Source organism: Mariniradius sediminis (assembly GCF_021491425.1).
GTDB lineage: Bacteria > Bacteroidota > Bacteroidia > Cytophagales > Cyclobacteriaceae > Mariniradius > Mariniradius saccharolyticus.
The window spans coordinates 242,732-264,961 of record NZ_JAKEVZ010000005.1 but is presented as its reverse complement, the minus strand read 5'-3'; the positions used below and the strand labels follow the sequence as shown (position 1 = coordinate 264,961).

The window sequence follows — 22,230 nt, the reverse complement described above, 5'->3', positions numbered from 1 at the left end:
CACATCCTTCATTTCCCAATTACCTTTTTACAAAGCGAAATCGAGTCATAGCCTTGGACGGACCCAGGATTCTGAATTTAGTCTGAAAACCTTGAATTCTTCCAAGCATCGAGCATTTGTTGTCCTTTTTTCGGGTCGACAAACATGATGTTGACCGAAAACTCACGCTTTCCAAAAAGGCGGCTGTACATGATCTGGTGCATCACCATCTTGTTGGGAAGGACGATTTTCATGGTATGGGTCTGGAATTCGAGTTTGCCGATCTTTTCCACCGAAGATGCGGTATCTATTTTGGCATCCGGTATTTGGGTTGCAAATGTCTCATAAATCAGTGCATTGACATTTTTGCAGGACTCGATATAATCACCGTCCACTTCGGGATCAAATGGCTGATAATTTGCCTCGAAGTAGTTGAATTGGTTGCTTCGGAACACAAAAATCGTCTTGGCTTGATTGATGATTTCCTCTCCAAAGGTATCCTCAATGGCTTCCGCTCCCCGGTTCTGCATTTTGGTCCATTCCTCGGTACTGACGGTTTGGAAGTTTTCGGGAATCAAAATGGTCCAATTGAAGTCCTCGTCATGGAACTCCTTGGCGGGGGTCGTTTGTCCGTTGCAGATTTGGATAGCTGCAATGAAGGCTAAAAACAGATTAAAGCGAATTTTCATCGGAATGGAGCGGAATATTTTAAAGAATTTCCTGTAACACCTGCCTGATTTTTTGGGCGCCGGCTGGGATGCCCGCTACATCATGGGAAGTCTCCTCGGGAAGAAAATGCCATTCTTTTTTGCTTTTGACAGCATCAAAGAACAGACGTCCCTGTCCGTCGGCGTTAGTCACATCATTGGTGTTGATGAAGATGAGGTTGGTGCTGTAGTCCAATTCGGGTGGAATGCGGGTAGAAAGAAGCGAGGATTCGTCGAGGGCATCCAACACAAATTGGGGAGGTGTTTGGTTTCGGTTTTGGCAATAGTTGCCGTTACCGTCCCAGCCGTGGATATAGTCGGTGATTCGGAATCCCCCCAATCCATCCGGCCAAAATGCATCCCCATTTTTGTCTCCAAAAATCCCCTTTGGCAGATCTGCCGTTGGTGGACCTGCGACGAGTATGGCATGGTGTATATCATTTTCCAAGGCAAAACGGCTCAATCCATAAGCGATTTGGAAGGAACCGCCACTTCCTCCATGGGCAATGATATTGTCGGGCTTTGTCATTTCACTTGTCTTCAAATAGCGGAGGATGACGCCATAAGCCCTTACCGCCTTCGGATAGCCTGCGCCCGCAATGCCCGTACCCCAGCCTTCTGAACCCTGCCACCTAATCTCGAAAGTCTCCAGACCAAGGTTAAGCGCAAAGTCCAAGGTAGTGTTGGTTTCCAAGCCGATGCCATAGAAGTTTGTGCCAAATCCGCCGGAACTCAGCACCAGGGCGCCTTTGGACGGTATCGATGGCTTCATGATACGAACTTCGACCGTGCGCTGACTGCTGAGGTCTTCTGAGCGCACTTCGAGTTGGAGGAGGGTGGCTTCCCTGTTGAGAAAGGAAACTTGGGTCCGTCCGATAAACCGGACCTCCTCCATCGGGTCCGGGGGAGGAGTAGGGGTACTGATACATGAGAAAAGCCCCAAGCCCAAAAAGACAATCAAAAGGCGCGTAATCATATGCGAAGGAATTATCAAGCGAAAAAGATATCTACAATGATTTCGTTTTCCAAATCTCCCATAAGTGTCGGGACAAATGTTTTGGAAGATTTTTCGATTTGTCCATCAAAACCTGAATTCCTTCAATCTAATAAACGAAAGAAATGGTCCCAGAATGAAAGATAGCTTTAAACCCAAATAACGGCCTTTTGGAAGTCTTGACTGGGTCGACACCGTGGTTCCCTAATGTCAGGAAGAACAATAAGCATCGTCATGTTTCTTGGGAGTTTTTTCGGATAATCTGGATCAGTTCTTTGGATTTTGTTTTCTTAAAACTTAACAAAAAATTTTTTTTTTTCTGGATTCTGAATTTGCGTACATTTTATCTTCCAAAGTCATTCATTTCCAAAATTTCCTCCCCAAAATATGCTGAGACTAGCCACCTTGCTGCTGTTTATTGCCACCGCCGTGGCATATGGTCAAAAGAAATCCGACAGGCCCAACATTTTGTTGATTTGTACCGATGACGTTGGAATCTGGAACGTCGGTGCCTACAGCCACGGGATGATGGTACCCACCCCCAACATAGACCGTCTTGCGAAAGAGGGCATGTTGTTTACCGACCATTATTCCGCGCCTTCCTGCACACCCGGCCGTGCCATGATGGTCACCGGTCAATTGCCGATAAGAACTGGATTAACTACTGTTGGAATGGCAGGCTCGCCCATTGGGTTGAGTCAAAAGGATCCTACCTTGGCGGAAATCCTCAAACCATTGGGTTATAGGACGGGACAATTTGGAAAAAACCATCTGGGCGACAGGAATGAGCACTTGCCTACGGTGCACGGATTCGACGAGTTTTATGGTAACCTCTACCACCTTAATACCGAAGAAGAGCCTTTTCTTGCTTCTTGGCCAAAAGATCCTGGTTTTGATCAGCGTTATAAACCCAGAGGCGTGTTGGATTGCAAGGCAACGAATGTGGATGACCCGAAGGTAGATGGACGCTTTGGAAAGGTGGGAAAGCAAATCATCAAAGATACCGGGCCATTGGATCCCAAGCGAATGGAGACTGTCGACGACGAGTTCAATGCCCGCGCAATGGATTTTATGGAGCGTGCCGTCAAAGCAGGGGAACCATTTTTCGTCTATCATAACCCCACCCGTATGCATATCTACACCCACATGAGGCCAGAGCGCAGAAATCTTGCTACACCCTATTCCTCCGAGTTTGATCTGTTTGGGAGCGGCATGATGGAGTTGGATATGATGGTGGGTGAGCTTTTGCAGAAACTCGAAGACCTCGGCGTTGCCGACAATACAATCGTCCTGTTCACAGCCGACAACGGTCCAATGTCAGATTGGTTCCCCGACGGTGGTACAACCCCTTTTCGCTCTGAGAAAGCTACTACCTGGGAAGGCGGCGTACGGGTGCCATTGTTGGTTCGTTGGCCATCAAAGATCAAAGGTGGCTCAGTTTCCAATGGCATCCAGGACCAGACCGACCTTTTCACGACCTTGGCTGCTGCCGCGGGCGTGGATAACCTGCATGAAAAACTCAAAAAGAGCCACAAGGTATACATCGATGGGGTCAATAATCTCAACCATTGGTTAGGACAGGGGCCTTCCAATCGGAATTTTATTCTCTATTATAACGAAAAGGAACTCACCGCAATTCGGATTGGGAACTGGAAATCCCACAACATGCAGCGTGAGGGATTTTTCGACTACAACAAGCCAAGTGCCTTGATGTTCAATCTCAGGGCCGATCCGTTTGAGCGGCACGATGATTGGAAATCCCGCGAAATAGCGATGAAGCTTGGCGTAGCCTGGGGTGGTCAGGTACAGGACCTCATTCGCGAACACAGCAAATCACTCGCTGATTTTCCCCCAAGGCAAGAAGGGGGAAGCCTTCGGATGGGTGAAAAGTAGGCGGTCCTTGAGCTGTGAATCGTCTTCATTTTCCGGTATCTGAACATCAAATCCGGAAAAAATGATGGATGCTTGCGGTGGTTTTTCAGGTCTCGCAAACCGCGGTTTTTGTAGGATGGATTTATGAAGGTTACCCACAGGTAAATGGAAGCATTCTATCCTTTGCAACTTGAATCAGAAGTTTGTTCTCGCGATAGAGCTGTTTTGAAGAGGAAAAGTTCGGATTGAATCCTCAGTTCAAAGTTCCTGCAGTCAACCGGGGCAGATTTGACAATTGGCCTTGGGCAAAAGGACGGATATATTTTAACCAAACAGGATGAAGAAGAAAATCATTGCGATTACCGGAAGCCAATCAGGCATGGGTTTGGCTTTTCGGACTTTGCTGGAACAATCGGGAAATGAAATCATTGGAATTGACCTTCCGGGAAAAGGAGCGGAAGTGGAAGGGGATTTGACAAGACAAGACGAAAGAATCCGGGTTGTTACTGAAGTCAAGGAACTTTCCCGGGGAAGGCTAGATGGGTTTATTGCCAATGCAGGAATTGACAACCCAAATGTGAGGCTTGTGTTTCAATTGAATTATTTTGGTGTGGTAGTGCTTTTGGAAGGCCTTCGAGATGTCCTTGCCGCCAACGAGCGTGCTAGCGTACTGATCACCGCCTCCAATTCCGTGGTGATTACGCCTGGGATTCCGGAGGCACCTGTGGCGGATTTGTTGGAGGACAATTTCGAAGCCGCCGTTGCCTCATTGGGTGAAACGAATCCCATGGCCTATCAAGTCAGTAAACTTGCTATCCTCCGATGGATGAGAAGCCAAGCCCATACATCCAACTGGGCGGGTCGTGGGATCACGATGAATGCCATCTCACCGGGCCCCGTATTGACCCCCCTTTTGGAAAAGGACTTGGCAGATCCTCAAAAAGGACCCATCATTCGAAAACTCCCACAGCCGTTGGGCTCCTTCGCCAAACCTTCGGATATCGCTGGCCTTGTAAAATTCATGATCAGCGAGGAAGCAAGGTTTATCGTGGGCCAAAATATCATTATTGACGGTGGGATGGAGGCGGCTTGGCGTGAAAAGGATTACCCAACAGTTTGGGACATCGGATCGGAAGCATTTATGGCATTGATGTCCTCTTGACTGTTTCTCTGAACTGGGCACTGTTTTATTGAGGGTGTGCGATTCCATCTGAACCGTCAATTTTTTTTGCGCTCCTAATTCGAACCTCAGGGTCCACGGTTCAATTTATGGAGAAGGAATGGCCCAGGGAGAACAAATTATGGTGGGGGCTAGACCTTTCATTTCTGCGCAAAAACCTGCGAACAAACAGCAGGGTAGATTCAGTCATTTTGCCTTTTAACTACAGCCTTTTGGATCCGCTACCGGGATTCATGACGCTTGAGGACTTTGTCGATTCTTCTTTTGTTTTCTTGCTGAAGTAGGGAGGGGTAGGCGTTGAGAATGGAATTTGGGATCATCATGCTGAGTCCGAAAACAAGGCTTATATTGAATGTCTGGAACAGTGCAAAGGCAGCCACGAAAAGAAATCCAATCAGGTGGCTAACCTCGGCAAGGGTCATCTGATGGCGGATGGCGCTCAAATCGGTGTTTTTGCCTTCTACCTTGATTCCCTGATTGAGGAATCTGAAAAAGGTGTTTTTCACAATCCATTTGAACTCTCCAATTCCGAGTGCTTTGTTCAGGGCTTTGCTTGGGATGAAATTGAGGTGGGACAGCCTTTCGTAATAGCTTGTTTTCAGCAGCAGGGCGTTGCCGATGATTCCGACCATCCAAGAGACGATGGAGAGGGATAATCCAAAGCCGAGGCCGGTCAGGAAGTGATTCGAAAGCATGGGTCAGGTGTGACTATTCATTTAAAAAGGGAAAGCGGGGGAGGATTCCTAAAATACGCAAAATCGCTCAGTCCTTGGTCGATAAAAAGCCACGAATGCACGAATGGTTTGCGACTGTCCTCTGAGCTTTGCGCTTATGGCGTCTTTGCCTAAACGATTCATCCAGTCCGGGGAGTCTTAATCCACAATCCACAGGCTGTCTTTCATGACAAATGCCACCAAACCCAGACGGCTGGCCAGATAGATTTCCTGGGGCTGGGTATTTGGGTTGGATTGGCTGATTTTGAAGACTTTGTCGTAGTTCTTTCCGTTCAAAACCAGACTGGGGTAATTTTTAAAAAGGTAATCCTCGGTGTCATCGACTGTGTAATTGATTCTCTTGCCTACCAGAGTATCGTTGACGATTTCCAAGCTGAACATCATTTGTTGGAAACCCACATTCATGTGGCCCAAACCGGAGGATTTCCCGTAGCCGACTTCATTGAAGATATAGACTGTGTGATCCTCCGTCCAGTGGTTTGAACTATAAAGGCCATGGCATCTGCTTTCTCCGGCTCTAATCCTGTCGGGGTCAGTGCTGACCAAGAAGGGTTCGGAGATCCTGTAATCCGAGATTACCTTGCGTGTTTTTTCACCGCTTCGGAATACATAATCCGGCCCGGGAAGCAGCAGCATCCAATCCCGCGCCGGAATGGTAAAATCAAAGCCCTCACAGGATTCCACGATCATTTCCTCTTCCTCCGGCACACATCCAAACATGCTCAGGAAAAAAACGGGTACAAGTACAAAATTCCGGATTTTCATGGGGTAGAAATTTGTGTCGGTTTTTTGTTCTGGAACCAAGATAAGATTTTTTAGGTGGTTTGGGAAAAATCACTGGGATATTTAGGGGATGCTCTTTGTTTTCTACTTCTCCCGCTCCTAGAGGAGAGGGTCGGGGAGAGGTGGACCACATCCTAAATCTGCAAAAGATTCCTTCTTCTGACCGCGCGGGGGAATGAAAGTCCGCCGGGCCGGCCGGGGCCTTGTGGGCTGATAGGATCGGACTTTCTTGACTCCCGATTATTATCGGGATTGGTTACTTCCTGCCTGTCGGCAGACAGGTTTTGTCAAGAAAAAAGTAACAAGAGAGAGAGAATATTAACCACGTCCAGCTCGCAGTGCGAGGAATGGTGTTGAGCCAATTACAAATTGGCAGGTAGGGAGGAGGGTGGGATTACATCCCGATTGTCGCGGACCCACCCAGCAAGGGAATTGTTTCTCAACCACATAGCGCACATAGTGACATAGCTTTCGATCCGCGACGGTCTCTGTGTGCTCTGTGAACTATGTGGTGAATGAAGTTTACTGCGTAGCGATCAAACCATCAAATCGCCTCTCCGAGGCTCGTGGTCCCGATAAAACACCTTCTACTACAATCAAATCGCCCCTATGAGGCTGATCAATTCTCGATCTGCAATGGATTCTCATTTTTTTCAACTTCTCCCTCTCCAAGAGGAGAGGGTCGGGGAGAGGTGGAGCAGGATAAGATGGTCTTTGAGTGACAGACCATGGATAGGATTAATTTTAAACAACATAGCACACAGTGACATAGCTTTCGATCCGCGACGGTCTCTGTGTGCTCTGTGAACTATGTGGTAAATGAAGTTTCCTTCATAGCAATCAATAAAACCGCAATCAATTTTTATGAACATCGGATAAAGCGAAAACCTTAATCCTGATGTTTGTGGTTTTTCTTAGAATTTGTTAGATTTATTCCTTAGATTAAGGGTGAATTTAGTTATCTATTCAAAACCGGTAAATAGAAAGCTACTTTTTAATTAACAAAAGAGTTGGAATCCGTTTGATAATGAACTCTATAGATAGCTAAAAAGATAGCTGACGAAAACTGACAGGTTTTTCAGAAAAGCAGATATGTGTCATCTGAGTGATAGGATAAAAATTGAGTGAAAGATTTTATGCCAACCAAATGTGTGAAGTTTGAGGAAGTCCCCCGATTATAGTGGCTTATTCTACCAGAACAAACACCCTTCCTGGATTTATGACCTGAAAAGTTTTCAGATACTTGAGGTCAATCAGTCTGCTTTGGATCTTTTTGGTTTTTCAAAAGATGAATTTCTTTTGCTTAGCCAAAAAGACCTTATGCCCGAAAATGAAATTCCTGTATTTCTGGAAGCTCATGGACTTGCGGTCAATACTGACGGGAGTACCTACTTTGGGGAATTTACATATCAAAAGAAGAGTGGAGAACAGCTTCGCCTTGCAGTTGATGGATACAAACTAAGATTTGACGACCTTGACTGTGTGCTGGTAACCTGTCAGGATGTAACCCAGCATGAAAAGCAATTGGGTTTGCTACAAGAAAAAAGCAAACAGCTTGAAGCAATTTCCTCTCTTGGGAAAATCGGTTATTGCAGGTTGAAATTAGATAATAACGTCCTTTTTTGTACTGAAGAGGTGTTCAAAATCCTGGGCAGAAATAAGCAAGATTTTGAATTGAACTTTGCCGACTTTGAGCAATCTATACATCCTGAAGATCTGGAAGCCTTTCAAAAAGCAAAAAGTGCCGCATTTGCTGGAAAGGAAGCACTTGATTTTGCACATAGGGTCATTTTACCGGACGGTAGAATTAAATGGGTAAGGCAAAAGGGGAGTTTGCTCAAAGATAAAACGGGCAGTCCTTATGCTTTCGAATGTGCTATTCAGGACATTACCAGAAAAAAGGAAACGGAATTCCGTTTTTTGGAGATCACTGCGGAGCTCCAAAAAAGCGAAAAGCGATTTAGACTCGTTCAGGAAATGTCCCCGGATGGCTTTACCATTTTGAAGCCTGTGCGGGACAAGGAAGGGATTATTGTTGATTTTGAGTGGATTTATGAAAACGAGGCAATCGCAAGGATCAATAATACGGATCGTGATCGAATCATCGGCATGAGGCTTCTTGAAGTGTTTCCCTCCCATCGTGATTCCGAGGTTTTCGAAGCCTATGTGGATGTAGCGAATACAGGTAATACTACAGTTCTGGAAGATGTATATGTGGGTGAAATTGTTTCCATGCAGACCTGGCTACGTCTGGTGATTGTTTCGATAGGTAATGATGAAATTGCCATACTTTCTGAAGACATCACCGACCGGAAAATGGCCGAAGATTCCCTACAGAAAAGTGAAGCCAATTTCAGATCAATTTTCGAAATCGCTTCACTCGGAATTGCCCAAGTGGATCCCGCCAATGGCCGAATCATCCTGATCAACTCATTTTATGAAACGATTACCGGGTATACTGCCGAAGAACTTGGAAATATGACATTTCTAGAGCTGACTCACCCAGAAGATAGGAGTAAGGATTGGGAAATATTCAGTAAAGCAGCCCGGGGCGAAGCGGAATATAGAAACGAAAAGCGCTACATCAAAAAAGACGGCACCATCATCTGGGTGCGGCTCCATATTGCATTCATTAGGGACAAGAATGGGAAGCCTACCAAAACAGTAGCCATTTGCGAAGATATCACTGATCGCAAAATGGCACAGCTTCGCCTAAGGGACCTGGCGGATAATTTACCCGGAGTAGTTTTTCAGTACCTTCTTTTTCCCGATGGTACAGATGCTTTACGTTCGGTAAGCAAAGGTGCCTATCAGATTTGGGGTTACAGCCCGGAGGAAGTAGAGCGGGATGTCAATCTGGTCTGGAATCAGACCAAAGCAGGCGGAGATGCTGAGCAGGTCAAAAAAGATATCGTGAAAGCATTAAGTGCCAGGTCCCAATGGATGTCAAGGTACCGGAGTATCATGCCAAACGGTGATTTACGCAGATTTCTGGGCATAGGCTCGCCCAATTTTCTGGCAGATGGCACAATACTCTTCAACTCATTTGTGTTGGATATTACCAATGAAACAAAAAATGAAGAGCTGCTCTCTGAGGCAACACAAATGGCGCGGATAGGTAGTTGGGAGGTGAATTTTGTGAATAATAGAATCCTGTGGTCAGATATTACACATGAACTTCACGAAACAGATCCGAACACATTTGTTCCTGATTTGGGGACAAGTATAGAGTTCTACCGGGAGGATTTTCGGGATATGGTGCGCCGTTCTGTTCAGGAATGCCAAGAAAAAGGCAAAAATTTTGATTTTGAGGCCGTGATTGTTACTGCCAAAAACAACGAAAGATGGGTGCGGGCCATTGGACGGGCAGATATGATAAGCGGACATTGTAAGCGCATCCTTGGCAGCTTTCAGGATATTCATGCCTATAAGACCATTGAAATCGAACTGGCACAAAGTCTAAAAATGCTTCAGGATTATCAATATGCTGTGGACCAATCTGCAATTTTTACCATTACTGACACTCATGGTGTTATTATCGACGTGAACGATAAATTTTCGGAGCTTTCCCAGTATTCCCGTGAAGAGTTAATCGGTTCCACGCACAGGATGATCAATTCCCAATATCATTCAAAAGAATTTTTTAAGGATTTTTGGAAGACCATCAAATCCGGCAAAATATGGCGGGGTGAAGTGCGCAACAAGAAAAAAGACGGGACTTTTTATTGGGTAGATACGACCATAGTTCCTTTTTTGGATGAAAATGGCTCTCCCATTAAATTTTTAGCCTTACGCATAGACATCACTGCAAAAAAACTGGCAGAGGAAAAAATCAAAGAGGCCTATGAAAAGCTCAAATCCATTGCCTGGACCCAATCGCATCTTGTCCGTGCACCTTTGGCAAGGATTTTGGGTATTATCAATCTCATTGAAACCCAGAAAGACAGTCTTGACGACTTGATGTATTGGCTCGATCAATTGAAAATTTCATCTGAGGAAATGGATGAAATCATCAAAACTATCATCAAAGATGCCCAATATATCAAAGATAACTAAACCAATGAGCAAAAATGTATTTTTGATTGATGATGATGGTGTCCTTCGCTTAATGGTAGAGAGGATGATGCGCCGCATTGATAATTCCCTTGTGTTTTTTCCATGCGAAAATGGGAGAATAGGCCTGGAAAAATTGAATGACCACCTTGAAGACGATGCCGAAAGCATTATTCTCTTGGATCTGAATATGCCCGTGTTGGATGGCTGGGGCTTTTTGGAAGCAATGCAGGCAAGCCAATGGAGTACTTCCGCCAATATTACCTTATACATTTTGTCCTCGTCCACAGACAAGAGTGACATAGAAAGAGCAGGACAATATGCCTGCGTCAAAAAGTTCTATCACAAGCCTTTGAGCAACCAGGATTTCAATAAAATTTTAGAGGCTTCATAATTTGGAAATTAACTTTGGTCAAACCTTCCCTGTTTTAGGCGGAAAGCCCAATGCACATTTGACATTATTTCGGCCACAAGCTCGGGATGTTTTGTGGATTGTTCTCCCCGGGTTGCGTTCCTTAGAAGGACCTGCCCATATATGATTCCTGTGGGATCATTTTTTGATCCAAATCGACTTTGTCAGCGCTTGAAACGGCTGCCTCGAGAAAGGGGGGAAGCGTTAATTGAAAGGCGATCCTCTCAGCCTTCCAGTGAATATTCTGGCTTTTTTACTCGGCCTTTAAAACCTTTACCGGTTCAATTTTTCCTGCTCGAATGGTTTGGGATAAAACAGTCAATAAACCAAGTACCGCCACCACACCAAAACCGATGCCTACATTGATTGGACCCAAATCCAACTGACTTCCCATATCCTCTCTTAATAAATCAGCGCCAAAAATACCTGCCGGTACCCCCATTAATCCAGCAATGAGGATAAGCACGGCGAACTTTCCGGTAGCTGTCCATACCAAGTTTATGTTGCTTGCACCCAATACTTTCCTTACACCCAGTTCTTTGGTGCGTATTTCTGTGGTGTAACTGGCGATGCCTAGAATGCCCAAACCTGCGATTATAATAATTATTAGCGCAAAGCCACCAAAGAAACCCATTCTCTCTCTATTGCCTTCTCCTGAATAACGTTCTTCCAAGTTTTGAATATTTGCCGTCTTATCAGGAACATGGTTTTTCCATAAGTTCTGAATCGCTTGGGTTACCATCAATTCTGTTCCTGGCTTTATTTTTATCGTCAATGCGCTGATTTCACTGGGCAAATACCGATAGACCAAAGGAATTGATTTGCCAATGGTTTCGTTGGGCATGATACCAATGATTTGTACATAGACAGAGTCCAGCAGTAGATTTTGGCCTACAATATTTTCAAGCTTAGGATCCAGTAATTTTGCGGCAGATTCGTTGACCAACACGTATTGCTCAATACTATGGGGCATATTTTCGGGAAAATTTTGCCCGGATGTTAATCTGATTCCTTCTGTTTCAATTGTTTTTGGGTCGATACTTACATGATTTATTATCAGGGATTTATCATTAAATGTAACAGAAGATTTACCCATCTTAATTGGTTCAAAATACCAGTTTGTCGCAAAAGTCGTTTCAACCTGACTCAACTGACTTATCTCGTACTGCAGTTTTTCATATTTCTCGCCCTTCAAATCAAGTGTCAGCACATGGGGTGGCACGGTGGAGCTAATCTTAGCATTTTCCTTTATGACGTAGTCGGTTAATGTCACAAAGATTACCATCAGCATGATACTTGCTGAAAATTGCAGGACAATCAAAACTTTGTAGATCGCGACACCCTGGAACAGCTTTATGTTCTTCATTTTTCGCAAAATCTGAATAGGCTGAAATGCGGACAAAAGCCATGAGGGAAATGCTCCCGCTACCAAGCCGGTAATTACCGCATAGGTTACCAAGCCCAGGATAAAGATGGGATCCCAAGAAAAATCCATATCCATATCCGGGATATTGTGCATTAGAATGTTCACACACGGCACTGTAAAAAACAAGGCCAATAGGGCAACGAGGGTAGACTCGGTTAGAAATTGCCCCATGATTTCAGCTCTTTTTGCGCCCACCGTCTTGCGGATACCAACTTCATGCGCCCGGGAGAAGGCACGCGCCAAGGACAAACTGATATAGTTGAACGCAGACAAAAGGGTAAGGGTAAAAATTAAGATCAGCTGTACTTTTATTCCCTCTTCATCGACGCCCGCATTGGTGTCATTGATTATATCCTTGTTTCTAGGCGTAATATTCTCTATCGGTTGTGCCAGGAACTGTATACTGCTCTTGTCGAACTTCCTATTGTAGGTCTGCAGCGTTGCATTGAGCTGCTCCAAATCATCCTCTGATTTTAACCTTCCGTAAATGGCGGAGCTCTTAAAGTTTTCCCAATTTTCACTAACATTCCCGATTACACCCTCTTTTTCAAGAATTTCAGAGGCTTTGATAGAACCAATTGCCTCAAAGGGTAGATGTGTCTCAAACGGAGGGTCTTGGATAATTCCCTCAACGGTATAGGAACCCAAGTTTTCAATTTGAACAGTATTTCCTATGGCATTGGTATTTCCAAATATTTTTTTCGCCGTTTTTTCAGAGAGAAAAATGGCCGTGGGATTATCCGCAAGGCTCTGTACATTACCTGACAATATTTTAAAGCCAAATACATCAAAAAAAGAAGGCTCTGTAAATTTGATATCGATCGGTACATCTCCTTTGTCGGTTTGCAGGTTATGCGCTCCTGACATACGTAGCCTCGCCGTTTTTTCAACAAAGGAGATGCTTTCTATTTGATTCGCCAACGGAAATGGTGCCGTTGCCCATTTGGTTTGTACCCCTTCGATAGATTCCAAGGTGAGTATCCGTACAAGTTGATTTAATTTCGGATGGAAATGGTCTGTATCATAGGTGGCTTTCAGACCTGTGAAAAGAATGACACCTACCGCCATACTCAATGACAAACCCAGAATATTCACCAATGAAAACAGTTTGTTTTTCCAGAGTATCCGTATTGCGATTTTTAGGTTGGTCCTAATCATACCTTCAATTTTTGATCTTAAATGAAAAATCCGCCAAATACTGGGTCAGCCCCCCCAATCCCAACTATAATGACAATGCTTGGGCCAAAAAATCAACTGACTTATTTTCAAGATTTTATCAAAAATAGTCATGAAAACATCTTGGATTTTTGTACGCCTGTTGTCTCAATTTGACACAATCCGGTAAAAAGACATGGCCTACAGCCATGTCTATGGGATTACGCCCTTTCAGCCATGGCCTACAGCCATGTCTATGGGATTACGCCCTTTCAGCCATGGCCTACAACCATGTCTGTGAGATTGCGCCCTTTCAGGGCTAAAAAGAAATAGGTATCGCCCCTTGCTGAAGGGACGGCATCCAAAAAACTAATCCCAAACATACCTCTCATCATATTCTACCTTGTATTTTTTCAAAAATTGGCGGAATTCTGCCTGAAATGACTTTTCGCGGTGGTGCGTTTCCTGGTTTTCGATGTATTCAATCACCTTGTCAACATCGGACGGATTAACGGAAAATGCACCATAGCCATTTTGCCAATAAAAATCGGTGAATCCATCACCTTTGGTCTTCATCCATTTTGAGGAATGACTTTTTACCTCTTCTACAAGTTTCATTAAGGGTATTTTTTGGGACAAAAGACAAAGGAGATGGATATGGTCCTTGTATCCTCCAACCCTGATCGGTTTGCAATCAAATTGCTTGCAAATGCCGCCCAAGTAGTTGAATAGTTCTTTTTCAATATCCTCCGAAATAAACGGATATCGATGTTTTGTGCTAAAAACCAGGTGAATGTAGTTTTTTACCAAGGATTGTCCCATAGCTTGCAAAAAGTTGAATCTGGATACTTTTAAATATAAATATAGTTTTATTCGATTTCAAGACATGGCCCACAGTCTATGAGATGGCGCCCTTTCAGCCATGGCCTACAGCCATGTCTATGGGATTACGCCCTTTCAGACATGGCCTACAATCATGTCTATGTGATGACGTCCTTTCAGACATGGCCTTCAGCCATGTCTATGGGATTACGCCCTTTCAGACATGGCCTACAGCCATGTCTATGGGATTACGCCCTTTCAGACATGGCCTACAGCCATGTCTATGGGATTACGCCCTTTCAGGGCTAAAAAGAAATAGGTATCGCCCCTTGCTGAAGGGGCGGCATCCATCGTATCGTTTTTGTTTTTGTCGGTCGGGGAGTGGTGGAGAAAGTTAAAATGGTCTTCGGGGCATAGACCATGGAGGGGGAGACACAGACCATGGAAAAGGAAAACCGGTACAGTTTGAACCGAAACGGCTTGCACTATTAGACCGAAACAGGTGGCATAAATCGAACCCTAATATCCACACCCATAGCTATTGAAAGGTTTGCTCCATTCGCGGTCTTTGCTTTCCTTGATTTTTTCTTCTGCTTACTCCACTTCCACATCAAAAGCTCCGTTCACAATTTTCCCATCGATCTTTACCTGCACCCAGATACGGTAGTTTCCCGGTTGGGGAAAGGCATAGGGAAAGCTGACCATGCTGTGTTCGATGTGATCAGGATCGGCTGGGTCGAGGTGGACCATATTTCCCATCAGGAGGCTGTCACGCTCCGATTCGGGCATCTGATCCAAAACCTTGATCACCCTATCGATACTGTCTTGAAAGCTGAGCACTGAGGGCAGATTTTGCATGCCGATTTTGCCTGATTCAAACCGCTCGAGCAGCATCTGCTGTGATCCCATGGAATAATTGCCTGTAGGGTGGAGGTGGATGTACACAGACCCGTCGTGTTTCAGGACCACGGCATGGCCCATCATCCCGAGATAGGGTTCGAGTTTGGCAGGTTTTCCCTCCGGATCAAAAAGCGCAAAATCAAGGTTGTAAAGGCTTCCGGTTTCAAATTTTTCCCCCTCAGTTTCCCACACTGCCGAGTATCCTCCCGGCAAATCGGTTTTGATACCGGGTTTGCCACAGATCATGATATCCCCATCCAGGGAAGTTTTTTTACCTGAAACAGGATTGGAAAAGGTATAGGTATCGTCCCGACCCAAAACGACTTCTGTATTGGAAATGAGCTGAAATCCTGACGTTTCTGGAATAGTAAAATCCGAAATGATCGTTTCTGAAAACCCAGTAAACCGGGTGATATCAGCATACACATGGTAATCCCCTGCCGGAATGGGAGGTAGCTTTACCTTGAAGTTCAAGGAGTCCAAGCGCTCCGGGTGCAGGTGTGCAAAGACATCCAGATCGCCCTTTCTGATCAGAAACAAATGCATCAATTTGCCGTGGTCCGGTACGATGAGGCTGAGTTTTCGGGTAAGCTTTCCCTGACGGAGCGTGGCGGTGTCGACTTCCATATGCAGGTAATTTGCACCGTTTGCCGATTCTATCCTGGAATTGGCCTCTATGGGCTTGAAAAGGTATTCGTCATAATTCTTCGATTCGGCATCCCACCAGGTTTTTCCTCCCCAAAGGATCAAGAGCATGATGACAGACCCGATGGCAATTCCATATTTTCTTCTTTTTTCCACAGCCGGGTTCCTTTCTTTTCCCGGTTCCCGGATGCTGTCACTCATCGCTGAGGAGATGATGGTCACCATCAGGACGACCAAGAAAATCCCCAGAATCGTCAGCGGAATGCCCAACTCTGAGGTCATGGAATTTTTGGCTGTGGGCCAGGCCATGACCGGAACGACCGCTTCAAAAGTCTCTCCCTGGGATTGCATGATCACCTGCACGCTGGAAGTTCCCGAATTCATAAACCACAATTCCCCTTCATATTTCCCTGGTTCCCCCGGCACTGCCACCATAGGATCGGCTTTGGGAGTTCCTTTCAGACCAGCTGACCAATAAACCGGCCGAACCTCCAGGGTAATATTTTCAGGATTTTCGGGAAGGATGATCGTCACCCGAGCGATTCCCGGGACGACTTCGGCGGGGATGATATTGGCGAGGATCCGGTAAGGTCCCAATAGACCTTCAAAGATGACGCCCGGACTTCCCACATGGCTGCTTGCGGTACACCAAAGCAAGATAAGAAAGGGCAATACAAGTTTTTTTCTCATGGCTTATCGCTTCACCTGCTTCATCCAATTGCCCCATGAAAGACCGACCCTTGAAGTCAGCGCCCCGATGCCTACCGCTATCAACAAGCCTTTGATCAAATCCCATCCATGAGAGGTGGTATCAGGATGGAACTGGAACCGGAATTCATAATCCGGATTGGCAAAATAGGGCCAAGAAAACCTCCCAAAAAACCATCCTCTGCCAGCCTCAGAAATCAGTATTTCGGAAAAATACCATTGTGCAGGGGTAAAGAAGATCACGAAAATCAGGGAAAGCATGCCCGCCAAAAGCCATTTGTTGGTATGCCTCCATCTTTCTATTGCATAGTCTATGGCTACCGCGGGGACGATCAAAAGGATCGGGAAATGAAAGGGCTGAAACCGCGTGATGTAATTGAAAACCGGACTGAGCTTGGGTTCGGCAGGAAACAAAGGCATGATCCACACCATGGCTGCCATGGCAAAGGTATAGATCAAGGCCATTTTGGTAGCCCCGAATTTATAGGGAGAAGCAAATGAAATCGAAATCAAAAACAAAGGAAACATCAAAGCGGCCACCTGATAAGTCAAAACCCCATGCAGCATATTCAAAAAGAAATACTCAGACACGAGGGTATAGACCATCACCAACAGAAACCCTGCGGACAAGGCATACATCCATTGGAGGTGGGATTTGGTCCGGGCATCCATTTTTTCTCCCAGTTTATTTTGTGCTGCAATCACCGAAATCATGGCCCCAAATTGGATCATCATCATCCCGAGCCCCAACAAAGCATGGGGAGGAGAGAGGATTTTGACATCAAGTCCATAGGTATTGTGCCACCAATCGTCAAAAGGGGCAGAGGTCAGCATCGCAAAAGCTCCCCATACGCAAAACATCGCACCCAGGGATCCGTGGAAAATCCCCCAAAACTTGATGCTTTGGGACTTTTCTTCCTTGGAACCCCAAAAGCTGGTCCTCAAAACCTTGATCCCTGAAAAAAGACCCGCAATCACCGCACCCAGATAGATCAGGATATGGGGAGGAGAAAACAAACCGTCCCGACCCACACTCATGTGCCAAGAAATATCCCACTGCAATCCCACCGCGATGCACAGGGAAGCAAAAACCGTCGCATAGACATAAGTCGGAATCACGCGGCTGACCGTGGTGGCTTCCGCTTGGCGGGAATCGGTCAGGGTAGTGGAAGTGAAATTTTGGTTCATAAAAATCAGATTTGCGTATCAATTTAAGCACAATCGGTTGTAGATGAAAATAATTTTTCGGTTAAGTCATTGCCCACAACCATGTCTATGAGATATTCAGGGCTAGAGAGATTTGTTCCCGGAAAAAGAAAAGCCCCAACGGGGCGCAATCTCCAAGCAAGGGGTGCAGCCCCTTGCGAATAATGGAGACACGGTTCCAAAGCCCCAAAGGGGCGTCATCCGTTTTTCAGACATGGCCTACAACCATGTCTTTGAGATGGCGCCCTTTCAGACATGGCCTACAACCATGTCTATGAGATTGCGCCCTTTCAGGGCTAGAGAGATGTGTTCCCGGATAAAGAATAGCCCCAAGGGGGCGTAATCCTCCAGCAAGGGGTAACGCCCCATGCGAATAATGACGACATGGTTCCCAAGCCCCAACGGGGCGTCATCCATATTTCAGACATGGCCTACAACCATGTTTGTGAGATATTCAGGGCTAGAGAGATGTGTTCCCCGAAACAGAAAAGCCCCAAGGGGGCGTAATCCCGCAGCAAGGGGTATCGCCCCTTGCTGAAGGGACGGCATCCATCGTGTCGTTTTTTGTCTCCGTAGGTCGGGGAGCAGTAGAGAAAGTTAGAATGGTCTATGGACACAGACCGTGTACACCTAGTCACTACAATACAACCATTACACGCTCATACAGGTAAACTGCAAGACGCACAACTGATCACAAAAAAGCGTGCTCCCAAGAGACAAAATTGATGGCGGGGGCCAAAGGAAACCATTTGGGTATATGCCGACTGGGAGGGAATTTCAACCTGACGAATGTCGTGGGTCCTTGGCGAAACAGCATTCTAAACTCATAGTAGGGGAATGGCAACAACCGAAGATGCGTTGAAACTATCCCTAAAAGTGTGTAAATAGCTTAAAAGAATGGCGTCATGACTAAGGATCTACAGCATATCGAAAATCGAATTTTCAGCTTTCGAGATCAGCAGGTGATGATAGACAGTGATTTGGCTGGATTGTACCAAATCGAAACGAAGGTCCTTAATCAAGCTGTAAAGCGGAATATTTCCCGTTTTCCTGAATCTTTTCGATTTCAGCTGAATAAAAATGAGTTATCTGAACTGCTTGCAAATTGCGACAGGTTTGGACATTTGGGATCACAACATAGAATCCAAAATTCAAGGTCACAAATTGTGACCTCAATCTGTGGGGAAAATAGCTTAACGAAATTGTGTCATGACTAAGGATCTACAGCATATCGAAAACCGGATTTTCACTTTTCGAGATCAGCAGGTGATGATAGACAGTGATTTGGCTGAATTGTACCAAATCGAAACGAAGGTCCTTAATCAAGCTGTAAAGCGGAATATTTCCCGTTTTCCTGAATCTTTTCGATTTCAGCTGAATGACAATGAATTCAATGAACTGGTCACAGGCAGTGACCGGTTTGATTCTTTGAGGTCACAATCTGTGACCTCAAACAAACGGGGAGGGAGAAGGTATTTGCCCTATGCTTTTACCGAACAGGGTGTCGCCATGCTTTCTGCCGTATTGAGGTCTGATATAGCCGTTAAAGTGAGTATTCAGATCATGAATGCCTTTATTGCTATGCGCAAACAACTCCATTCCAATCAATTGCTTTTGAATCGATTGGACCGGATAGAACTGAAGCAACTGGAGGCTGACCAAAAGTTTGAACAGATCTTTAGCGCCTTGGAACGTAAAGATCCTGATCCAATACAGGGGATATTTTTTGATGGACAGGTTTTCGATGCCTATCAGTTTGTGGCCGACCTTGTTCGAAAAGCAGAAAAATCGATTATCCTTTTGGACAACTATGTAGACGATACCGTATTGACCCTACTGTCAAAGCGTAAAAACGGAGTGAAATGCCTGATTCTGACAAAAGCCATCGGAAAGCAACTCCAATTGGATCTGGACAAACACCAGGCGCAATATCCCCCGATTGAAGTGAAGGTATTGGACAAGGCGCACGACCGGTTTTTGATTTTGGACAAAAAGGAAATTTACCATATCGGAGCTTCGCTCAAGGACTTGGGAAAGCGCTGGTTTGCTTTCTCGAAACTCGATGCTTCGGGGCTAACTATTTTGGAGAATTTAAAAGTATTGGGGTATGAATGAGTGAAGAAATCTTGCTCTAAAGGAGTGCGGAGTCCCCTCAAAGAGAGTGGAAGAGTCGGGGGTCAATATACTCCGCAATATTCGAATATTCTGTGTTGACAAAGACCCTGGGGGAGGGAAATCCAATCAATAATGTTTCATTATTAATACAGATTTTCTATTTTTGTTTCATTATTGATACATTATGGCAAATACCTCTCCCATTCTATTCCCTAAGCTTCAGCGAATTTTAAGTGAAGTTGGGGAAAACATCAAATTGGCCCGCTTGCGCAGAAAGCTGAGCAGCGAGCAGGTGGCCGAACGCGCAGGAATCGGGCGTTCTACTTTGGTCAAAATTGAGCAGGGCCACCCAGGAGTCAGTATGGGAAACTACATGAATGTAATATGGGTCCTGGGTCTTGAGCAAGACTTTTTGCTTTTGGCCAAGGATGATGAGCTGGGAAGGAAACTGCAAGACGCACAACTGATCACCAAAGAGCGTGCTCCCAAAAAGAAAAATTGATGGCAGGGACTAAAAAAAATATCTGGGTGTATGCCGATTGGGAGGGAATGGAATCCCCTGAACTCATGGGAATCCTACAGGCCGAGTTGCTTCGTGGGAAGGAAATCTTCTCGTTCGAATATGATTCCGCTTGGCTAAAAAATCCCCGTTCCCAAGTCTTGGACCCGGATCTCCAGCTCTATGGAGGAAAGCAATTTTTGAGTACTTCCGGAAAATCCAATTTTGGGGTATTCTTAGATTCCTCCCCGGACCGTTGGGGAAGGGTACTGATGCGAAGAAGAGAGGCAGCGCTAGCCCGAAATGAAGAACGAAAAGAAAGGAATTTGGCAGAATCCGACTATTTGTTAGGGGTCTACGACGGACACAGAATGGGGGGATTGAGATTCAAATCGGATCCCGAAGGCCCATTCTTAAGTAACGATTCCAAACTGGCAAGCCCTCCCTGGACTTCCATCCGTGAATTGGAGCAGATCAGCCTTCGTCTCGAGGAAGATGACGTATCCAGCGATCCGGAGTATTTAAGTTGGCTTCAAATGCTCGTTGCTCCCGGTTCTTCTTTGGGTGGGGCAAGACCAAAGGCCAGTGTTCTTGACAGCAATAAGCACTTGTGGATTGCTAAATTTCCTAGTAAACAGGATGATTTCGATATCGGCGGCTGGGAATGGATAGTACATCAGTTAGCCCTAAAGGCAGGTATTAACATGGCTGAAGGAATGGCTCAGCGCTTTTCTTCGCCACATCATACGTTTCTGACCAAGCGCTTTGATCGTGGGGCCAAGGGAAGAAGGATTCACTTTGCCTCAGCCATGACTTTGCTGGGATATCAAGACGGCCAAGATGATTTAGATGGAATTAGTTATCTTGAGCTGGCGGAATTTATTGCCCACCACAGTGCATCTGTCCAGGAGGATTTGGAAGAACTCTGGCGAAGGATTGTCTTCAGCATATGTGTGAGTAATGTGGATGACCATTTGAGAAATCATGGCTTTATTTTGACTCCGGGAGGATGGAGACTTTCCCCTGCCTATGACGTCAATCCGGTCGAAACAGGCACGGGTCTGAAACTCAACATCTCAGAGAATGACAATTCCCTTAGCCTGGAATTGGCCATGGATGTTATTCACTTTTTCAGAATCAAAAAAGGAGAGGCTTTAGAGATAAAAGAAAATGTTTGCAAAGCTGTGCTTCACTGGAGAGATATAGCGAAGAAAATCGGCATCCCAAAACAACAAGTCGAACGAAAACAAGGCGCGTTTCGACACGCGGAACTTTAAGCTGCGAAATTCACGGGATCAAATTCAGTATGCAGCATTTTTCAGGTATTTACCGCCGTCAAGAAACTGGAGGAAAGCATCGACAAGCCCCACTACGACTGGATGCACCAAACAAAATACTATCTTCAACATACTAAACCGCGGGAAAAAGAGACACTCCAAATCGTTTTGGAGAGTCTTTTTTGGGAAACGCTGAACGGTCTCAGATAAAAAAGAAAATAAGGTAAATGCGGAATCGTTTTGTGCTAACTTCAATTTGGCATCGATAGGAGGGTGGGATTACACCCCGACGATCGTCGCGGAAACACATAAAGGGCGGGGGACTCAGACCATCGGTGTACCGATTGACACAGGTTTCGAAGTGTGTTGGGACATGGTATGCGCAGTCTCCGACAGGAGTTGGACTGGACTTGGACTGGAGTTAGACTGGGCATGGACTGGAGAAGGGTCTCCTCACCACCGGGTGATGGTAGGGTCATTCCCAGGACATCATCAGGACATCATCTACTTTGATACGAAGATGCAAGGGATTTGATATAGGGAGCATTGGACTAACAAGCCTTGAAAAAACAAAGATGCCAGGATGGCGAATAAGAGTCGACTCGCCAAGACCTTAAGAGAGGTAGTTGAAAAGGCCAATTGCAAATTGGCAGCGATAGGAGGGTGGGATTACATGCCGACGACTGTCGCGGACCCACTCAGGCGGGGACTTTCGGGGGTATCCAGATTTTTTCGTTTGAAGGTATTGCCTTTTACAGATTTT

General features: G+C 45.5%; 18 protein-coding genes. 10 read left to right on the top strand and 8 right to left on the bottom strand.

Annotation, left to right across the window (positions count from 1 at the left end):
• Positions 1-77: 77 nt before the first annotated feature.
• Positions 78-668: a hypothetical protein gene (locus L0U89_RS08570; protein WP_234861155.1), complete on the bottom strand. Its 591-nt coding sequence runs from the start codon at positions 666-668 to the stop codon at positions 78-80.
• Positions 669-687: 19 nt separating this feature from the next.
• A complete protein-coding gene (locus tag L0U89_RS08565; protein ID WP_234861154.1) occupies positions 688-1,662 on the bottom strand; it encodes a hypothetical protein in 975 nt (324 codons plus the stop codon).
• Between the two features lie 405 nt (positions 1,663-2,067).
• On the opposite strand from L0U89_RS08565, the gene L0U89_RS08560 reads away from it, so the two are divergent.
• Positions 2,068-3,573, top strand: coding sequence for an arylsulfatase (locus L0U89_RS08560; protein ID WP_234861153.1), 1,506 nt, complete (start codon positions 2,068-2,070; stop codon positions 3,571-3,573).
• Between the two features lie 316 nt (positions 3,574-3,889).
• On the top strand, positions 3,890-4,714 hold the full coding sequence (locus tag L0U89_RS08555; protein ID WP_234861152.1) for an SDR family oxidoreductase: 825 nt from the start codon (positions 3,890-3,892) through the stop codon (positions 4,712-4,714).
• A gap of 239 nt (positions 4,715-4,953) precedes the next feature.
• Here the strand turns inward: L0U89_RS08555 and L0U89_RS08550 are convergent, their stop codons facing one another.
• Positions 4,954-5,427: a glycosyl-4,4'-diaponeurosporenoate acyltransferase CrtO family protein gene (locus tag L0U89_RS08550; protein WP_234861151.1), complete on the bottom strand. Its 474-nt coding sequence runs from the start codon at positions 5,425-5,427 to the stop codon at positions 4,954-4,956.
• Positions 5,428-5,604: 177 nt separating this feature from the next.
• Positions 5,605-6,231 carry a hypothetical protein gene (locus tag L0U89_RS08545; protein ID WP_234861150.1) on the bottom strand — a complete coding sequence of 209 codons (627 nt, stop codon included), beginning with the start codon at positions 6,229-6,231 and terminating at the stop codon, positions 5,605-5,607.
• Between the two features lie 1,176 nt (positions 6,232-7,407).
• Between L0U89_RS08545 and L0U89_RS08540 the strand changes: the two genes are divergently transcribed.
• Complete coding sequence (locus L0U89_RS08540; protein WP_234861149.1) at positions 7,408-10,305, top strand: PAS domain S-box protein; 2,898 nt, start codon at positions 7,408-7,410, stop codon at positions 10,303-10,305.
• A 4-nt stretch (positions 10,306-10,309) separates the two neighbouring features.
• Positions 10,310-10,696 (top strand): response regulator, encoded by a 387-nt coding sequence (locus tag L0U89_RS08535; protein WP_008626028.1) that lies wholly within the window; start codon positions 10,310-10,312, stop codon positions 10,694-10,696.
• 271 nt (positions 10,697-10,967) lie between these two features.
• Here the strand turns inward: L0U89_RS08535 and L0U89_RS08530 are convergent, their stop codons facing one another.
• Complete coding sequence (locus tag L0U89_RS08530) at positions 10,968-13,298, bottom strand: ABC transporter permease (protein ID WP_234861148.1); 2,331 nt, start codon at positions 13,296-13,298, stop codon at positions 10,968-10,970.
• A 366-nt stretch (positions 13,299-13,664) separates the two neighbouring features.
• Positions 13,665-14,117: an IS200/IS605 family transposase gene (gene tnpA / locus L0U89_RS08525; protein ID WP_234861147.1), complete on the bottom strand. Its 453-nt coding sequence runs from the start codon at positions 14,115-14,117 to the stop codon at positions 13,665-13,667.
• A 78-nt stretch (positions 14,118-14,195) separates the two neighbouring features.
• Here tnpA and L0U89_RS08520 point away from each other — a divergent pair, with 78 nt between their 5' ends.
• A complete protein-coding gene (locus L0U89_RS08520) occupies positions 14,196-14,426 on the top strand; it encodes an STAG domain-containing protein (RefSeq protein ID WP_234861146.1) in 231 nt (76 codons plus the stop codon).
• A gap of 285 nt (positions 14,427-14,711) precedes the next feature.
• Here the strand turns inward: L0U89_RS08520 and L0U89_RS08515 are convergent, their stop codons facing one another.
• Positions 14,712-16,352, bottom strand: coding sequence for a DUF8832 domain-containing protein (locus L0U89_RS08515; RefSeq protein WP_234861145.1), 1,641 nt, complete (start codon positions 16,350-16,352; stop codon positions 14,712-14,714).
• Positions 16,353-16,355: 3 nt separating this feature from the next.
• Entirely contained in the window at positions 16,356-17,558 is a 1,203-nt protein-coding gene (locus L0U89_RS08510; RefSeq protein WP_234861144.1) for a hypothetical protein, read from the bottom strand.
• 923 nt (positions 17,559-18,481) lie between these two features.
• On the opposite strand from L0U89_RS08510, the gene L0U89_RS08505 reads away from it, so the two are divergent.
• The 5 genes from L0U89_RS08505 to L0U89_RS08485 all read left to right on the top strand — a co-directional run bounded on the left by L0U89_RS08505 (position 18,482) and on the right by L0U89_RS08485 (position 22,002).
• The gene (locus L0U89_RS08505) at positions 18,482-18,793 is read left to right on the top strand and encodes an ORF6N domain-containing protein (RefSeq protein WP_255777854.1); all 312 of its coding nucleotides are present in this window, start codon (positions 18,482-18,484) and stop codon (positions 18,791-18,793) included.
• The gene (locus tag L0U89_RS08500; RefSeq protein WP_234861143.1) at positions 18,786-19,691 is read left to right on the top strand and encodes an ORF6N domain-containing protein; all 906 of its coding nucleotides are present in this window, start codon (positions 18,786-18,788) and stop codon (positions 19,689-19,691) included. The genes L0U89_RS08505 and L0U89_RS08500 overlap by 8 nt, the downstream gene beginning before the upstream one ends.
• Before the next feature lie 184 nt (positions 19,692-19,875).
• A complete protein-coding gene (locus L0U89_RS08495; protein ID WP_255777853.1) occupies positions 19,876-20,193 on the top strand; it encodes a helix-turn-helix domain-containing protein in 318 nt (105 codons plus the stop codon).
• The gene (locus tag L0U89_RS08490) at positions 20,193-21,467 is read left to right on the top strand and encodes a type II toxin-antitoxin system HipA family toxin (protein ID WP_234861141.1); all 1,275 of its coding nucleotides are present in this window, start codon (positions 20,193-20,195) and stop codon (positions 21,465-21,467) included. The genes L0U89_RS08495 and L0U89_RS08490 overlap by 1 nt, the downstream gene beginning before the upstream one ends.
• A 256-nt stretch (positions 21,468-21,723) precedes the next feature.
• Positions 21,724-22,002 (top strand): hypothetical protein, encoded by a 279-nt coding sequence (locus L0U89_RS08485; RefSeq protein WP_234861140.1) that lies wholly within the window; start codon positions 21,724-21,726, stop codon positions 22,000-22,002.
• Positions 22,003-22,230: the final 228 nt, after the last annotated feature.

Excerpts from the sequence above, each read along its gene's own strand:
- L0U89_RS08550 (WP_234861151.1), bottom strand. The coding sequence starts at position 5,427 with ATGCTTTCGAATCACTTCCTGACCGGCCTCGGCTTTGGATTATCCCTC.
- tnpA (WP_234861147.1), bottom strand. The coding sequence starts at position 14,117 with ATGGGACAATCCTTGGTAAAAAACTACATTCACCTGGTTTTTAGCACA.
- L0U89_RS08505 (WP_255777854.1), top strand. The coding sequence starts at position 18,482 with ATGACTAAGGATCTACAGCATATCGAAAATCGAATTTTCAGCTTTCGA.
- L0U89_RS08570 (WP_234861155.1), bottom strand. The coding sequence starts at position 668 with ATGAAAATTCGCTTTAATCTGTTTTTAGCCTTCATTGCAGCTATCCAA.
- L0U89_RS08555 (WP_234861152.1), top strand. The coding sequence starts at position 3,890 with ATGAAGAAGAAAATCATTGCGATTACCGGAAGCCAATCAGGCATGGGT.
- L0U89_RS08495 (WP_255777853.1), top strand. The coding sequence starts at position 19,876 with ATGGCAAATACCTCTCCCATTCTATTCCCTAAGCTTCAGCGAATTTTA.
- L0U89_RS08500 (WP_234861143.1), top strand. The coding sequence starts at position 18,786 with ATGACTAAGGATCTACAGCATATCGAAAACCGGATTTTCACTTTTCGA.
- L0U89_RS08545 (WP_234861150.1), bottom strand. The coding sequence starts at position 6,231 with ATGAAAATCCGGAATTTTGTACTTGTACCCGTTTTTTTCCTGAGCATG.
- L0U89_RS08515 (WP_234861145.1), bottom strand. The coding sequence starts at position 16,352 with ATGAGAAAAAAACTTGTATTGCCCTTTCTTATCTTGCTTTGGTGTACC.
- L0U89_RS08565 (WP_234861154.1), bottom strand. The coding sequence starts at position 1,662 with ATGATTACGCGCCTTTTGATTGTCTTTTTGGGCTTGGGGCTTTTCTCA.
- L0U89_RS08530 (WP_234861148.1), bottom strand. The coding sequence starts at position 13,298 with ATGATTAGGACCAACCTAAAAATCGCAATACGGATACTCTGGAAAAAC.
- L0U89_RS08535 (WP_008626028.1), top strand. The coding sequence starts at position 10,310 with ATGAGCAAAAATGTATTTTTGATTGATGATGATGGTGTCCTTCGCTTA.
- L0U89_RS08490 (WP_234861141.1), top strand. The coding sequence starts at position 20,193 with ATGGCAGGGACTAAAAAAAATATCTGGGTGTATGCCGATTGGGAGGGA.
- L0U89_RS08510 (WP_234861144.1), bottom strand. The coding sequence starts at position 17,558 with ATGAACCAAAATTTCACTTCCACTACCCTGACCGATTCCCGCCAAGCG.
- L0U89_RS08520 (WP_234861146.1), top strand. The coding sequence starts at position 14,196 with ATGAGATGGCGCCCTTTCAGCCATGGCCTACAGCCATGTCTATGGGAT.
- L0U89_RS08560 (WP_234861153.1), top strand. The coding sequence starts at position 2,068 with ATGCTGAGACTAGCCACCTTGCTGCTGTTTATTGCCACCGCCGTGGCA.